This window comes from Ruegeria sp. YTSC004 (assembly GCF_059609805.1).
Map to the genome: position 1 here is coordinate 67,209 of NZ_JBXWMJ010000015.1, position 15,088 is coordinate 82,296.

Below are 15,088 nucleotides of genomic sequence, written 5' to 3' on the forward strand. Positions count from 1 at the left end.
ATAAGCTCGAAAAATATTCGAGCAAATGCGTTCCAATAAACTTCTTCCGATTGCATGCCACAAAACCGCTTAAAAATAAAGGATTTTACAGGTCATTCCGGCACCTGCGTGCGAACCGAGGCCGAGTGGCTCTCTTCTTCGGGATCGGGCAGACGCGGACCGGCAGACATCAGACCAATATCTCGCATGCGGAAGTTGCCTTCGATGATGTCGCGAAAAGCACCGCCAGTGATTTCCTGGTCGACCGCCAGCAGGGCCTTTTCAACACCGAAATAGCTGAGCATATCCGCATCCAGTCGCTCCCATGTGTCGGCCAGATAGGTTCCCAGAAAATCGCGCGCTTCAAGCAAAGCGATCCGGAAACCTTCCGGGTTTTCGGCATAACGGGCATCGAACACACCCTGCATAACCTCGCTGTAATCCGGAGAGTCTTCCAGTTGATCGGACAGGTGTTCTTCTTCAGGTGAGATCAGCCCATGCAGCAGCAGGCGTTCGTGATAAATGTCTACGAAAATGTCGAACATCGCTCCGGTCAACGGTTCGGAAAGATCGTGTTCGCTGGTCCATCCGGCCGCAAACTCTGACATGGACCGTGTGTTGGCGGCAATTCGGATTTGCGCGTTTTCCCCGAGTTCTGCAAACCGGTTCAGACGATTGAATGTGTAAAGGTTGCCCCGCGTGTTTTTTAGCAGAGCGTCAACTACAGAACCAAAATGTAGCGACGCAAGAAGGGCGACCATATCGGCAGCTGACTCGTGAAACCCATAATATTCGCCCGACGCATCCCCATCTGACGGCATACCAATGACGCTATAGATAATGGCATGTCCAATTTCATGGGAGACAACGTCAAAGTTCAGGCTGTATGGCCGGTACTCATCTCCATGTTCGTGCGTGCCGCCTGTTTCCAGAAACCCCCAGCCAATATGTGCGTTATCCAGACTGGGTAGCAGGGACAATTCAAGCCGGTCGAAATCGCGCGCGAAATGCCACGGGATTGGGCGATCAAAATACCCTTGCCACACATCCATTGTAAAATGGGCCGACCCGAACAAATGCGCTGCTTCAAATGCGGGGTCGGATGGGGCAATATGAAAGAAATTCCCGAACTCATCGGGCATTGCGGGCGGCTGAATGTACCCGTCCCACGGCGGCAGATACATACCCGGTCCATTCGGACCTGGAACGATGGCACCGTAAGGTGTGGTTTTTCCAACAGGGTTGACGGTGTACATGCGCGGACCGGAAGGCCCTGGCCCAATGCTGCCTTGCGGAGCCGAAATTTCGACAAGCTCCGGTTGCGCGCCAGGTTCCAGAAAAGGCGATTGCGGATACAGCAGGAACCGTGTGCCGGGTTCTTCGACGCTTGCAGTCTTATGTGTGTTCATCAATCGACCCCTCGTGCCGGGTGGAAGTCACTTTGCTATTTGGAACCTCCGCACAGGAACTCCTGTGGCAAAACAAAAACTCTGCTTCGATCAATTCACCCAGTTCCACGCGCCCGGATAGGCCAAGCGAGGTTGCGTAGCTGTCCAGGTTATCCGGCACGTCCTGGTCAAGGCGCGCTTCAAAATACCAAACGACCATACGCAGACGATCCGCGCCCGAAAGGTGCCCATTCACAATCGCAGCTTTTTCCTTGGCGGCCGCCCGTTCCCGTAGATCGGCATACTTTCCGGTTCGTTTCAGTTCAGCCAGCAATGGCCCATCCAACTGGGTCAAACGCGCGGCGACCGTCGCATCGATCCGAGCGGCATCCGTCAGTATGTCCTCGTATTCCGCAAGGTTCAGATCATTGGCGGCCAGCCATTCCATCAAATGCGCTTTTTGAGACAATCCAGCTTTGGCTCTATGGTCCGTCATCTGCCGGATCAGGGCGTCACGATCAGGTTGCCGATCCTGTTCGGCGGCTTCTTCCTGTGCCATCACACTCAGCACTGCGCGGTTGCGCAATTCGGCGTAAAGTTCCGGGTCCAACCTCAACTCGTCGATCACCGCGTGGTTCTTTGCCTCGTTGGTGTCGATGCGGTTGCGCAACTGTTTCCACACCAATGTTGGTTCGGTCCGCGTTACGGGACTCTGGGGTAGGGTGCCCTGCGACAGGCAATCCGCCATAAGGGCCAGCATCGCGCGGGCGTCATCTGCTTTCGCATCAATTTGGCCGTCGGGTAGCCAATCCAAAAAGGCCGCTATTCCGGGTAGGTCGTTTAACTCTTTGCCGATGTTTTGCCAGATACGGTGCCGATAGTGTCTGGATTTCGCATGCTCTAGGATAGTGGCGACGCTTTCAGAAGGTAAAATCCCCTGAGCCTGAGCCTGTTTGACTGTGGCTCGGATAGATACCATCGGTGTACTAAGCGGTTGAAACCCCAGCTCTGCCGGACTGTGCAGAACCGCGACCTCATCGTCATCCTGCAAAACGCCGCTAAGGTAGTCCTCAAAGATCCCGCCAACACCGATCATTCCAAAATCGGCAAGTTCAGCGGCACGCAGGGCGCCCATGCTGGCGCTGCCAAAGACCGGTATCCCTTGTTCCATCGCCCACAAGATTTCCTTGTGCCAGACCGAGGGCACACCTTCGAAGAACCCATCTATGATCCCAATTGCGTGCGGGTGATCCTTGGCTGCGCGATAGACATCACCCTGCTGAACAGGGGGCAGGATCGCAGCATTCAACTGTGCGGCAACTTCGTGTGCTGGCAGGGTAGGGCCCACAAATACGACAACGTTCATGCGGTTTCCTGCCTGATCTGCAGCGCTCTTAGGCCCGGTACGTAATCCGCGTCGTCGTGCGGCGCTTCCAAGCCCGGTATGACCGCCCGAACAACCGATAGATCATATTCAGGCCGAGACAAGTCCACGATCACCACCTGAGAAACCCCGACGGCCTCTAACCTGATTAACAGCAAAGCCAGGTCATCCTCGAATGTCTTGGTTGAATGCGTCGGGCAGTCCTGAAAATTCCCTGTCGGAGGGGCGCGATCGATCAGATCCCGCAGATATCTACACCGATCCGTTTGCGCCTGATCAGTGAATTCTGCCGGATCCAGATCATCGCGCGCGCCCGAGATATAGGTCAGCCGGGTCTGAGCAGCCTCTGTCACCGCGCGCAGCAACGCGATTGCACGATCCGGATGACATCCGTCGCCGATGCCGATGTGACCAGGCTGCCCGCCAGCCTCGCAGATCACGCAGCGAAAACTGGCAATTCCGATATCCGACGTGGTGTTCCACAGCCCGATCTCCAGACTTGCGGTGGTGATTTTTTCAATGGCCGCCTGACATCGCTGATCATCGACAGTACCGGGATCAATACGCACGGTCTTGGATTGATGAGACCACAGCGTCGTTGCATCGCGCTCAATCAATTCGCAAATTGCATGACAACTCGCTTCGGCGACATTGTTGCCCGAAGCCAAACCATTCGTTGTTCTGGGAAAGGCGCGTTGTCCAGCGAGTGGAGGCGTGGTGTAGTCAGTGTCCACCATCTCAAGCGGAACCCAGCAGGTGTGTTGGCTTTTCAAATCCCAGCCTTCGACCCATAACATGTTGCCGTTGGGATCAAATTGCGCGCCAGTGACCTTAGGCAATCGCTCCACCTCCACAACGGTCGCGTCATCAGCCAAATCGGTAAATCTGGCAAACCGTTGCGGAAGTCGCACACGTTCGGCATGCCAGGATTCGATCGCTTCCATAACGCCTGAAGCTTGCGCTGCCTGCAGCGACAGCCCCTTACCAAGTGACACCGCAACAGATCGGGAATTGGGACGAGCGACCATAACAGTCGGTAAACCAATCCTATCCAGGCCGGTCAGATTTGCGATCCGAGTTATGCCCATTTCCCGAAGAAATGGTTGCACAATTCTTAAGGTGTGCTCGGGGTCGCGCAAACGGTGCGTGTCATGCACGTAGGTCTTTTGTGAATTATCGGTCATTTCATCGACCTTGCCAAAACAAACGTGCGGGTTCGCACAATATAACAAACTATACGAAAATAGGATGGTAGATGAATTCGCGTGGGTCAACCTTGCTGGTTTCTAGTAGTTATGTTCGAAACGTACAGGTGAATACTTACATCATTATATTTAACATAAGATCAATTATGCGATTTCATCGTCTGCGTTATTTTCATTGTTACCGACAATGGCGGCCATACGTTGAGCTTTCAGGCGTTACAGCGGGAATTAGCCGCGCATATCGAAACAGGAGGCTTGCTGGCAACACTGGCGGTTGAACATTCGTTCATCCTCGAAGCCAGGGACCGGATGAACATTGACCAATTTCTATCCAACGATGTGGTTGTGTTTGACAAGAGCCACCTGAACAAACTGTCACCAACAGAACTCTCTGACGTCTACGCACGATCTGCGAGGAGTTGGCGACTATGAAAAATCAAACATCCTGCCGTGTCAGAATGCTGCGTTCACTTTCGGTGGATCACACATCTCCATGTAACAATTGGGTGCACCACAAAATGACATCTAAATGTGACGCGATCCACCGTCCCATTAGGGTGGTCAATTCAACTATGTGACAGATTGAACATCACCCCTACCCTAATGTGATAGATACCAAATGCCCCGCATCGGATATGCCAGAGTCAGCACCACGAGCCAAGATCTCGACATTCAAACGGCAGCATTGACGAAAGCTGAGTGCGAGATCGTGCGGTCAGAAACAGGGCCAGGTGCATCGCGTGACGGGCGCACGGAATTAGAAACCATCTTCGAGTTATTACGAGTAGGTGATGAACTGGTTGTTCACCGACTTGACCGCCTTGGTCGGACTACGAAGGATGTTCTGAACCTGGTGTATGAACTGGATGCCAAAGGCGCTTCCCTGCGGGTTCTTGAACCGGAAGTGAGTACAGCCGGTGATCTTGGTTGAATGGTGGTGACAGTGCTCGCCATGGTCGCTGATATGGAACTAAAATTCATCCGCGACAAATAGAGAGCCGGTATTGATGCCGCCAAGGAAAGAGGTGTCTATCGTGGCAGACGAAAACAGGTAGATAACGCATAAATTCGATCTCTTGCGGCTAGCGGGTTTTCAAAGGCCCAGATCGCACGCGATTTGGGTGTGTCTCGGATTACTATATATCGCACGCTCGATGCACAGGTTGGGTCGCAGAATGCGTACGACCCAACAATTGTGGAAAACAAGATTGAAAGGCATTCACGCAAGGAAATGTAGACGCTGTTTCCTGTCCGTTCGGCTTCATAGACTTGAAGATTCAAGCCTTGTGGGGATCCCGTGAAGGCACTTGGCGATAGCTGGTCTATCGGAAGCATCTGCGGCGTTATCGGTCTTTTCACTAGGCACAGATGCCCCAGCAGGGTCGAGTTCACCCTTTGCAACTTCCAGTGCTTCTTTTGCACCTCTAGTGAGGCTATCGCCAATCTTAGTCATCGTTCTCTGCCAAAATTTTTGCTCATAACTGATAACATTTCTTATTGTGCACGTCTGCTAGGCGAAATGTTGTTTTCTCTTGGTTGCAAACTGTCGCAAGGGCGATTGAACAATTTTTCTGAACTCCTTCAGGTGACCAGGTTTTACAGCACCTCTGCCCCCCCTGCCCTCACGCTTTTAACGTTCTATTCTTCATTGTCTTGAGATAGCGAAGCCTCAAGCGCTTCGAGCAACATTTGCTCATGGCGAATTGGCATATCATCCACGCTCCAAGCGCGCCGATGGTCAGGCCAAACTTGTTCGAAAAGCTCCTCTGTCAGAACAACAAAGGAAATTCTTCCTCAATGTCTAAGCCAAGTCGGCCCCTTAGAAGCATGCTCGGTCAAATAAAATGCCGTATCTTGGCGCATCTCGGCGTCAAAACGTCTGCCTTGGATTGGCGGCAACTTTGGTCGTTTCATTCGTTTTCCTTTTAATCCGCACAACAGCAGGCACGGAGAAATCCGTGTTGGGTGCGGTTAAGTGGAAAACAATCAGGGCTTGATCTCAGCTAGCATGACATAGCCCTGTCGGCAACGTCGTTTGGTGGCGCGAACCAGCCACACGCCAGGCTTGATTGGGAACACCGTAACGCGGACAAAACGGACATTCCGGGGCTACTGTATGTGGTTGTCATTTTCCTGCATAAGATCACCTGAGCGGACAGTCAAATCGTTCGCCGTGTGGCAGAAAGCCGTCACATAACTCGCATTTAATTGACATGCGATCTGTCTCAAATTGTCGAAACGGCTCCCAACATTTGTTGGAAGCCGCACTTGTTGAAAATGGATGGAGTTGGAAAGTCAGGCGTGACCACCACCGATCAAGCCGATACCCGATGTCAGACCGAACCAAGCTTTGACCCGTAGACCGACCGCTTTGATGATACCCATGGCCTGAATCCCGTGGGCGACAAGTGTTCCTTCCATTTCGCCTTCAAAATTGGTGGTGTAGGATTGTACAATGCAACCGCTACCTGGAACCAAAAGTTCGCGGTGTTCTGGGTGCACCAGATCAAGATGCACAACGATCTGACCCCGTTTAGCCTTTTCGCTCGGCTCGATCAGGCGACCGCTAGGCGCTAGCTGACCGGAAGAAATCTGCTCCTGAATACGTACGATCCTTGCAGGAAGAACGGTATTGCGCATCGAGATGTTGAAGTTACTTTCGCACGCCACTTCCGCCGCCATACCTTCGTACAATTCAGTGCGAGAAACCTGCGAGAAGCCAGCGACGATACGTCCTCGCTCAACTTCTTTGCGGTCGGGTACAATTAGCATTGCCGGGCTCATCGCGGCTTGCGCTGCGCGTGATCCGACATTTAGGGTGACCTGTTCAACGACACCGTCGACAGAGCTGAGCGTCAATGTCTTTGACAGTTCCACCTGAGCCTGCTTCAACGACGCGCGCGCCGATGCAAGTTGGGCAGGCAGAACGGCACTAGCTTGGACTTGTGCCACACCAAGTTGCGTTTCCGCAGCCTCAACCTCTGCTTCCCGAGTACTCAAGGTTGCCTGGGCGCGTTCCAACTGGCTCACTTGAAATGCTGCAGAGCCCTTTGCTTGAAGTGCCTCGTGATCCATCAGCACCAGCTCAGCCTGTTCTCTGGCGGTAACTGCGGCATCCACCACGGCCTGAGCAGTTTGGACCTGCAATTCAGCTGCCAGTTTCGCGCTTTCTATCTCCTCAACTTTACGGGTTGCAAAATCTACTGCAGCTTGTTCCGACGCATTCTCGACTGCAAACAGCGGATCGCCCGGTTCTACACGATCACCGCCCTTTACGTAGATATCTGTTACTGTTCCACCGTTCTCAGCAACGACCGGAACAGTTCTGAATGGCACAAGACCTGTGTAAGATTTTGGGTAGTAGTAGAACACGGCAAAGAAGACGATCAGTGCTAGTACGAACCACATGAAGAGCGCTCGGTGAACGTTGTACAGGGTGACTGGAATCCCGCGCCATTTTAGGTAGATCACCCGCAGGACAAACGGAAAAGATGTGACGAGCAGTTCAATCATTTTACCAGCTCCTCTGTCGAAGGCCGCCACCACAACATGAAGTCGCGGGCGATTGCAGTCAGGATCAGCGCGCCTGGCAGCAGAATGCTGAAGTGGCTGAGCGCGGGCATCAATTCGTACGCCAAGGCTATGGTAAGCATCACCGGAATAGTTGTGCGCAGCGGAGTGCCGATTGATTTGCGCTCGGTATAGCGTTCAAAGCGGGCATAGAGGTGTACTACCAGTAGGATCGCAAGGAAGAGGACAATCAGGCTGACCCAAGCATAGGTGTCGGTCTGATTGGGCGCGACCCACCATCTCGGATCGCCGCCAGCAGCGAAGGCAGGAGTTGAGATGACGCCAAGTATAGGGGCCATCAGGAACGCGGGTGGTTTCATTTTTCAGGTCCTTTTGTTTCGCAGCCGTGCTGCGTGTGAAGATTTTAGGTGTCTGTGGAAATTCAGTTCTCGGTCTGATTTTGAGATGGTTCTGAGGGCTGTTCCTGCGGGACATAGGGGGGATCCCAGCGACGTCCGTTCGCTGTTTTTTCGCCAAGCGCCAATGAGCGCAGACCGTGGATGTTCCCCCCGGACCACTCTTGTTTGGCGGAGTTTTGGATTGCCTTCAGTACGCGGTAGTACCTTGCGAAGTAGATCATGGTCGTTTCCTTTCTGATGACCCGGACCTAACCGTCATCGCATCCGCGATCCTGAGGGTTCTGGACATTTGTTATTGGCTTCTGGACAATTGCAGTGACTGCAGGAGGTTGCGTGCAAGTCAGGGGAGGACGCAAAAGTGCCACGCATCAGCGCTTATAGACTGCAAAATGTAGGGCTGCGTTATTCGCAAGAGCCCGGCGCGCGGGTTCCGTTTCCTGAAGTCCTGGAAATGGCGGGAGCACCCTCTGATATCGTCGACAGCCCCGACGCCACTGTCGAGCTGCTACATGAAGCAGGCGCTGTGGAAACCGCGTGTCGTATTTTGGAAGACAAGACCTTCGCCGCTCGGGTCGGGCTTTCGGCACAAGGTCCCGGAACACTTCTGGCTTACATCGTGCGGGCTGCCGAAACGGTGGAAGACGCGCTGGTATTGACGCAGCGCTTTTATGCAATGCAAGACCCTGACTTGCGTCTTGACGTGGTCGGGGCGCCCAACGAGCCAAAGATAACTCTGGAGAGCAGTGTTATCCCGGCGCATCAATATCCTCGCCATCGCGAAATGCTGATTTTCGGCCTTTACAAGCGAGTGCAACAAATCACCTCTGGCGGCCTTGCCCCGATCTCGATTGAGTTGGAAACGGACGATGCCGAGCACTGCCAGCTACTGGCCGATTTGGCGAGATGTGAAGTCTTAGGCTTCAAGTCCGGATACGCCCTGGCTCTGCCCTCAAACGGCATGAGTTTTCGGATACCAACGGCAGATCCCACCTTATTAGGGCATTTACGCAGGCACGGAGAAGAGCAACTGAAGGCTCAGCCTGATGCAGTCCGCAGTCTGTCCGACCGCATTGTGGACATGCTCGGGGAGCGTCTTCCCGGACCGATACCAAACGGCGACGATATAGCCGGAGAGCTTGGACTGACGCGGCGTACCATGACCCGGCATCTGTCGGCTGAAGGAACAAGTTTCAAGGCACTACTGGAAGGGGTGTTGTGCGACCTGTCCAAGCGGATGCTTCGTAGCGGCGAGGGCGTCGCCCGCGTGGCCTTTATGCTCGGTTTCGCCGATCAGGCTGCTTTCTCAGTAGCGTTCAAACGGTGGACAGGTGAAACGCCGGCAAGGTTCCGTAAAACGGGCCGGTAGCTTTTTCTGGTCCATGCAATCCAGAAAGCGCCCAGATGTCCAAGATCCACAAAACCTTGTCCCGTCTCCAAAAGAAAGCAGGCCGTCAGGTCACCTAGTTCAATGGCACACAGCAGCCGCGGTGGTTGCTAACCCAGAACAAGGATGAACCCTATGAAGACCTCGAAGAAATTCTTTATCGCCCCGATCTCAGGCGCACTTCTGATCACCATGGCTGCTACAGCCCATGCTGACTACGTCACCGACAAAGCGATCAAAGGAGCGGTTGTCGGTGCCACTGTCGCCGGTATCGCTGGCGAAAGCATCGTAGGTGGCGCGGCCGCTGGTGCCGCGGTCGGAGCCGTAGGAGGTGCGATCCAAAAGGACAATTTTGAAGACGCGCAAGACGAAGCCCAAGAACGTCGCGACGACTTTAAAGAAGAACACAAAGACTGGAACGACTAAGACACGACCGCCAGCGAAACAAAAAAAGGAGAAATACCGCCGAACAAACCTGACCGGTCAGCATGCGCTGTTAGCATCCAGACGCTGTTTGACTGACCATCCCACACAGAACTCGCACAGTTTCTGAGAGGTTGCCATCCTGCTCGTAATCGAGCCGGGTGGCAACTTTGTTTTGGGCCTTCGAACGCCACACGTTCGCGGCGTTCTCGGTTTCAAATTTCAGTCGCCCATCTCGAACCGAGTTTTGTCCAAAACCCAAAAACAACCGTCCAGAACCCAAACGAACTGAAACAGCTACCAACCCAAATCCAACTCATCTGAATGACATCGACGAGTTGGCAGCCGAAACACTTCTGTTCACTGCCGCTCTTTGGAACCCAATGCCTAAGGAAGCGGCAATGAACCTATTCGCAAACTTCGACGCAGAAACCCTGGCACGCATCCAGTTTGCCTTTACCGTGTCGTTTCACATCATCTTCCCGGCCTTTTCTATCGGCTTGGCAAGCTTCTTGGCTGTTCTCAATGGCCTCTGGCTATGGCGAAAAGACAAGGACTACCTGAACCTCTTCAACTACTGGAAAAAGATATTCGCCGTTGGCTTCGCGATGGGTGTCGTGTCCGGCATCGTGATGTCTTACCAATTCGGCACGAACTGGAGCGCATTCTCGGACACCGCTGGTCCCGTAATCGGCCCCTTGATGGCCTATGAAGTCATGACAGCCTTTTTCCTTGAGGCAGGCTTCCTCGGCATAATGCTTTTCGGTCGCGAACGCGTCGGTCGCGGTTTACACATGATGGCCACGGCGATGGTCGCCGTTGGCACGCTGATTTCGGCAACGTGGATATTGTCGGTCAATTCCTGGATGCAAACCCCGGCTGGGTTTGACATCAACGAACTGGGGCAGTTCATTCCCGTCGACTGGTGGTCGATTGTCTTCAATCCGTCCTTCCCCTACCGCCTGACACACATGGTTCTTGCCGCTTACCTCACCACTGCTTTCGTGGTGGCCGGTGTTGCGGCCTGGCACTTGTTACGCCGCAATCGCACGGCTGAGGTCACCCGAATGTTCTCGATGGCAATGTGGATGGCCGTTCTGGTCACCCCTCTGCAGATCGTTGCCGGCGACCTTCATGGTTTGAACACGCTGGAGCATCAGCCGCAGAAAGTGATGGCGATGGAAGGTCACTTCGACAGCCATCCCGAAGGTGCACCGCTTATCCTGTTCGGCATTCCGAACGAGGATGAAAAACGCGTGGACTATGCCATCGAAATCCCGAAACTATCTTCGCTGATCCTGAAACATGATCCCAACGCGCCGCTTGAAGGGCTGGACACTATCCCCGACGACGAAGAACCCCCGGTCGCGATTGTGTTCTACAGCTTCCGCATTATGCTCGCTATCGGCTTTGCCATGCTGGGCATCGGCTTGTGGTCGCTTGTTCTGCGGGTTCGCGGCCGCCTCAACGAAGATCGTTGGCTGCACCGGACATCCGTTCTGTTGGCGCCCAGCGGGTTCGTGGCGGTACTGGCCGGTTGGATCACCACCGAAGTCGGGCGCCAACCGTACACTGTGTATGGGCTGATGCGGACATCGGACTCACTCTCACAAGTGGATGCACCTACAGTTGCCGCGTCTCTGATTGCCTTCATCGTTGTGTATTTCGCGGTGTTCGGAGCGGGCACGTTCTACATGCTGCGGCTCATGGGGAAACCACCTGTCGAAGGTTTCCAGAAAAGTCACAAACCCATTGAAATCTCTATTTTGTCGGAGACAGCGTAATGCTTGAACTCTCGACAATCTGGGCCGGTATCATTGCCTTTTCCGTTCTGACTTATGTGATCCTGGACGGTTTCGATCTTGGAATTGGAATCCTCTTTCCATTCGCGAAATCCGACAAAGATCGCGATGTCATGATGAACTCGGTCACGCCTGTATGGGACGGTAACGAGACCTGGCTGGTCATGGGGGGCGGAGGTTTGTTCGCCGTTTTCCCGCTTGCTTATTCTGTGGTGATGCCCGCGATCTACATGCCCGTCATCATCATGCTTCTTGCGCTTGTTTTCCGCGGTGTCGCCTTCGAATACCGGTGGCGAACGGAGCGCGGGCGCTGGCTATGGGATGTTGCGTTTCACAGTGGGTCAACCGTAGCCGCCCTCTGCCAAGGCATCGCGCTTGGCGCGCTGGTCCAGGGTATCCCGGTCGAGGATCGGCTGTACGCAGGCGGACAATGGGATTGGCTGACGCCGTTCTCTGTCACGACGGGTGTGGCCTTGGTGATCGGGTATGCCTTGCTAGGAGCAACCTGGCTCAACATGAAAACCAAGGGCGAGATACAGCGCCAGATGCGTTCTTTTACCCGCCCGCTGATGCTAATGACGCTCGCGTTGATTGGCTTCATCAGTCTTTTGACCCCGTTCCAAGATCCGGTCTATCTGATCAGATGGTTTTCGTGGCCCGGTATCGTTTTCTCTGTACTAGTGCCAGCTATCGTTGCTGTTATTGCATGGATGCTTGATCGCGGCCTGAGGGAACAGAGAGACTATCAACCCTTCTTCTGGGCCATTGCCTTATTCGTCGTCTGCTTCATCGGCATTGGGATCAGCTTCTATCCCTATATGCTACCCCCAAGCCTCACGATTGCCGAAGCCGCCGCGCCGGATAAGAGCTTGGCCTTCGCTCTGGTCGGGGCCGTCGTTCTGTTGCCCATAATCCTGGCCTATACCGCCTACACGTACTGGGTTTTCCGCGGAAAGGTCGATCCAGAGGAGAGCTACCATTGAAACTGCTAAAGCAAGTTTTCTGGTTCAGCGCGATCTGGTTCGGCAGCGTCTTTTGCCTAGCGACTGTCGCTTACGTAATCAGGATGTTCATCACTTGAGATGGCAAGGACACCAATGTTCGCGCGTCGGCATGTCTAGATCACGCAAATATCAGTCCAAGCGCCGAAAGAAACTCCGTTCCGGCCTACCAAATTCCCAAGAACAAGCGGCTGGCTAGGTCGTCTCAAATTTAACAAACCAAGGGGGCTGTTATGCTTTCTCGTCCAAAACCAATATCCGTGCGGTGGGATCAGATTGATCCGGATCTGCCCAAACCACCTAAGCCAAAAAACCGGAGCGACAAACGCTCGTCTGGCAAGTTACCAAAATTGTTCACCGGGCACCTTGCCGCAGGGCTTGCTACCTTTGTTCTATTGCCCTTCACCTCGGCCCTAGCAGGGACGGTCACGAAAGACCTCGCTCCAATTGTGGACATGTTGCTAGTCCTGCTTTCTGCATTTGTTGTTTTTGCTTTCACAGCCGCAATAGTTTTGAAAGGGTCAACACTGCGGGCTGTCTTCGGGCGAGGATTGGCCTCTCTCGGTACAGCGCTCATCATTTCACCCGTGGGGTTCTCGGTCCTGTTCGCATTATACCTGCAAGACTGGGTATCTATCGTAGCGGGCACATCTATCGAGCAGGCAGGAAGAACAGCGATATCCCTATTTGGTGGTGTTTTCATTGCAAATGCCCTCGCAGGGGGATTGGCGTTTGGTTGTTTATCTCTGTTACTTGGGATTAGGCTAATGCAAAATCGTCCAAAACCACTTGTTTCGCCTTAGACGAGTGAACTTCCGCTTTGGGCTGACCGCGGTCTTTTGGAGCAAAAATGCGGATGGCTGCAAATTCCCCTTTTCAGCCACCCGACACCGGACGTTGGAAACCAGACGGCTAATGGCGGTGAGCGGACAAAGCCGCCTTAGGCTCAACGGTTGATGATGACCGGTCTCGCACGAAGCGGACCTTCATTACGAGCTTTACATCCTCCGAGATCCGGACGAAGCGGGCATTGCATGAGGCGACTAGCGCACTTGTATCAGCCAACCGGCGCTTGCGACTACTATGCTGTCCTACCAGAAGACTGGTCGCAGTCGTCTGACCGCCCCGCGGCCCAGGCACAAGAAGCTAGACACCAGAGCTGAAGCATAGCTGGATTGCTTAGACATTACCTAATCCTGCGGAGATCCCCTAAAATGAAAAGAAATGCTAAAAAGCTGTTAGTGACATCCGCTATTGCTATAGCTCTTTTGGGCTCTGGTGCGGCACGTACTTCTCCTACCGAACCAGCAAGCGCAGAGGCTGGTTCATTCTGGGATGAAACCGTTGAGTCTGTAGATAGAAGCCCATGGATATTTGAAGGGACAAATGTTTTTGGAGAATTAGCACGATTTCCACCGTCAGATTGGGTACGTACTCTTGAAAAAGCCCCATACCCAACTGAGCTTGAGAACTTAGTTTTTTTGGCTAGCAATAATGAAGAACAAAATATCAGAGATTGGTTGCATCAAACGCATACCGATAGTTTTTTGATTTATCACGATGGTAAACTCGTCGCTGAAAAGTATTTCAATGGCATGAGGGCGGATACGTCCCACCGCATTCACTCTATCACCAAGACAGTGTTGGGTATGGCAGCAGGGTTGGCGGTTGAGGCGGGGAAATTAGATCCAAAAAAGTTGATCACTGAATACCTGCCTGAGTTGGATGGCTCAGCATTCAAAAATACAAGGGTTAGACATCTACTTGATATGACCGCTGCTGTTGATTGGAAAGATGCTTCCAGTGGTTACTTAGACGATGCCGGTGATCTGTTCTGTTCCTTGGGTCAGGACCTCTCTGAAAAAGTTGAAATTTGTGACACTGAGTCTGGCGTTAAAGAGTATTTGATTTCTCTGAGTGACCGCGAGAACTTAGTAGAAGACGGTGAAGTATATAGTTACCGTTCAGTGCTAATCTGCACTACTTGGTATGGTTATCGAGTCGGCGACCGGTGAGAGCTATTTAGATGTACTGGCCGAATTGTGGCAGGACATCGGTGCTAAGGACCCTGCATATAGCGAACTGGGGCCCAAAAGGATTGTTCAAACCAGTGGCGGGTTATTCACTAGCTCTCGTGACCTATTACGATTTGGCAAAATGATGCTGGACAACGGTAAGGTTAACGACACTCAAGTTATCCCTTCAGATTGGATAGCTGACACTATTCAAGCAAATGACGATGTGGTTATGGTGAAGCTATCAAGCCAGCCAGAAGTTCAGAACACACCTATGTACCTGGACTCGATGGTTGCGATGAAATTAATTGCAGAGACTTTGAGCAAATGAATTTTAAAGCGCGTTAACCTATAACGCAGAGCCAAATAGCTCAGCTTTGCCAGCGTTTTGGCATAACCAAGCCTTCTCCTTGTCGCTCTTTAAAGACAAGCCAAGTATTACGTTTAGCGTCGTCGGGTCAGTACCGGGTTAAGACGACAGTGACCGCAGCAAACACCACACCAATCAACAGAGCCTTTGTATTCATTGACGGACGGCTGGGTAGTTTAACCCGAAGAGACAGGGCTATTATCACACC

Annotated in this window: 15 protein-coding genes; 10 read left to right on the top strand and 5 right to left on the bottom strand. The window is 53.0% G+C overall.

Translation table 11 applies throughout. The features are described 5' to 3' along the window. Window positions 1-92: 92 nt before the first annotated feature. The 3 genes from AC2FFP_RS20730 to AC2FFP_RS20740 are packed head-to-tail and all read right to left on the bottom strand — an operon-like array spanning window position 93 to window position 3,935. Window positions 93-1,388, bottom strand: coding sequence for a gluzincin family metallopeptidase (locus tag AC2FFP_RS20730; protein WP_496881459.1), 1,296 nt, complete (start codon window positions 1,386-1,388; stop codon window positions 93-95). Next, window positions 1,375-2,733: a TfuA-like protein gene (locus AC2FFP_RS20735; RefSeq protein ID WP_496769986.1), complete on the bottom strand. Its 1,359-nt coding sequence runs from the start codon at window positions 2,731-2,733 to the stop codon at window positions 1,375-1,377. Before AC2FFP_RS20735 ends, AC2FFP_RS20730 begins: the two co-directional genes overlap by 14 nt. Beyond that, the gene (locus AC2FFP_RS20740) at window positions 2,730-3,935 is read right to left on the bottom strand and encodes a YcaO-like family protein (protein WP_496769984.1); all 1,206 of its coding nucleotides are present in this window, start codon (window positions 3,933-3,935) and stop codon (window positions 2,730-2,732) included. The genes AC2FFP_RS20735 and AC2FFP_RS20740 overlap by 4 nt, the downstream gene beginning before the upstream one ends. A 640-nt stretch (window positions 3,936-4,575) precedes the next feature. On the opposite strand from AC2FFP_RS20740, the gene AC2FFP_RS20745 reads away from it, so the two are divergent. Both AC2FFP_RS20745 and AC2FFP_RS20750 read left to right on the top strand, forming a co-directional pair. Next, on the top strand, window positions 4,576-4,887 hold the full coding sequence (locus AC2FFP_RS20745) for a recombinase family protein (RefSeq protein WP_496881460.1): 312 nt from the start codon (window positions 4,576-4,578) through the stop codon (window positions 4,885-4,887). Window positions 4,888-5,022: 135 nt separating this feature from the next. Then, window positions 5,023-5,193 (top strand): helix-turn-helix domain-containing protein, encoded by a 171-nt coding sequence (locus tag AC2FFP_RS20750; protein WP_496881465.1) that lies wholly within the window; start codon window positions 5,023-5,025, stop codon window positions 5,191-5,193. Window positions 5,194-6,251: 1,058 nt separating this feature from the next. Here AC2FFP_RS20750 and AC2FFP_RS20755 read toward each other — a convergent pair. Further along, a complete protein-coding gene (locus AC2FFP_RS20755; RefSeq protein WP_496742054.1) occupies window positions 6,252-7,469 on the bottom strand; it encodes an HlyD family secretion protein in 1,218 nt (405 codons plus the stop codon). Next, entirely contained in the window at window positions 7,466-7,846 is a 381-nt protein-coding gene (locus tag AC2FFP_RS20760) for a hypothetical protein (RefSeq protein WP_496844397.1), read from the bottom strand. Before AC2FFP_RS20760 ends, AC2FFP_RS20755 begins: the two co-directional genes overlap by 4 nt. Window positions 7,847-8,243: 397 nt before the next feature. On the opposite strand from AC2FFP_RS20760, the gene AC2FFP_RS20765 reads away from it, so the two are divergent. The 8 genes from AC2FFP_RS20765 (at window position 8,244) to AC2FFP_RS20800 (ending at window position 14,841) form a co-directional block, all read left to right on the top strand. Next, window positions 8,244-9,251, top strand: coding sequence for a helix-turn-helix domain-containing protein (locus AC2FFP_RS20765; RefSeq protein WP_496769976.1), 1,008 nt, complete (start codon window positions 8,244-8,246; stop codon window positions 9,249-9,251). A 153-nt stretch (window positions 9,252-9,404) separates the two neighbouring features. Then, the gene (locus AC2FFP_RS20770) at window positions 9,405-9,695 is read left to right on the top strand and encodes a hypothetical protein (protein ID WP_496718691.1); all 291 of its coding nucleotides are present in this window, start codon (window positions 9,405-9,407) and stop codon (window positions 9,693-9,695) included. Between the two features lie 398 nt (window positions 9,696-10,093). Beyond that, a complete protein-coding gene (locus AC2FFP_RS20775) occupies window positions 10,094-11,476 on the top strand; it encodes a cytochrome ubiquinol oxidase subunit I (RefSeq protein ID WP_496881461.1) in 1,383 nt (460 codons plus the stop codon). After that, window positions 11,476-12,477: a cytochrome d ubiquinol oxidase subunit II gene (gene cydB / locus AC2FFP_RS20780; RefSeq protein WP_496881462.1), complete on the top strand. Its 1,002-nt coding sequence runs from the start codon at window positions 11,476-11,478 to the stop codon at window positions 12,475-12,477. The genes AC2FFP_RS20775 and cydB overlap by 1 nt, the downstream gene beginning before the upstream one ends. Further along, entirely contained in the window at window positions 12,474-12,575 is a 102-nt protein-coding gene (locus tag AC2FFP_RS20785) for a DUF2474 family protein (protein ID WP_496726963.1), read from the top strand. Before cydB ends, AC2FFP_RS20785 begins: the two co-directional genes overlap by 4 nt. A 153-nt stretch (window positions 12,576-12,728) precedes the next feature. Continuing rightward, window positions 12,729-13,298, top strand: coding sequence for a hypothetical protein (locus AC2FFP_RS20790; protein WP_496769967.1), 570 nt, complete (start codon window positions 12,729-12,731; stop codon window positions 13,296-13,298). A gap of 411 nt (window positions 13,299-13,709) precedes the next feature. Then, window positions 13,710-14,510, top strand: a complete 801-nt coding sequence (locus AC2FFP_RS20795; protein ID WP_496844398.1) for a serine hydrolase domain-containing protein — start codon at window positions 13,710-13,712, stop codon at window positions 14,508-14,510. Next, a complete protein-coding gene (locus AC2FFP_RS20800) occupies window positions 14,485-14,841 on the top strand; it encodes a hypothetical protein (protein WP_496881463.1) in 357 nt (118 codons plus the stop codon). Before AC2FFP_RS20795 ends, AC2FFP_RS20800 begins: the two co-directional genes overlap by 26 nt. Window positions 14,842-15,088 lie beyond the last annotated feature (247 nt).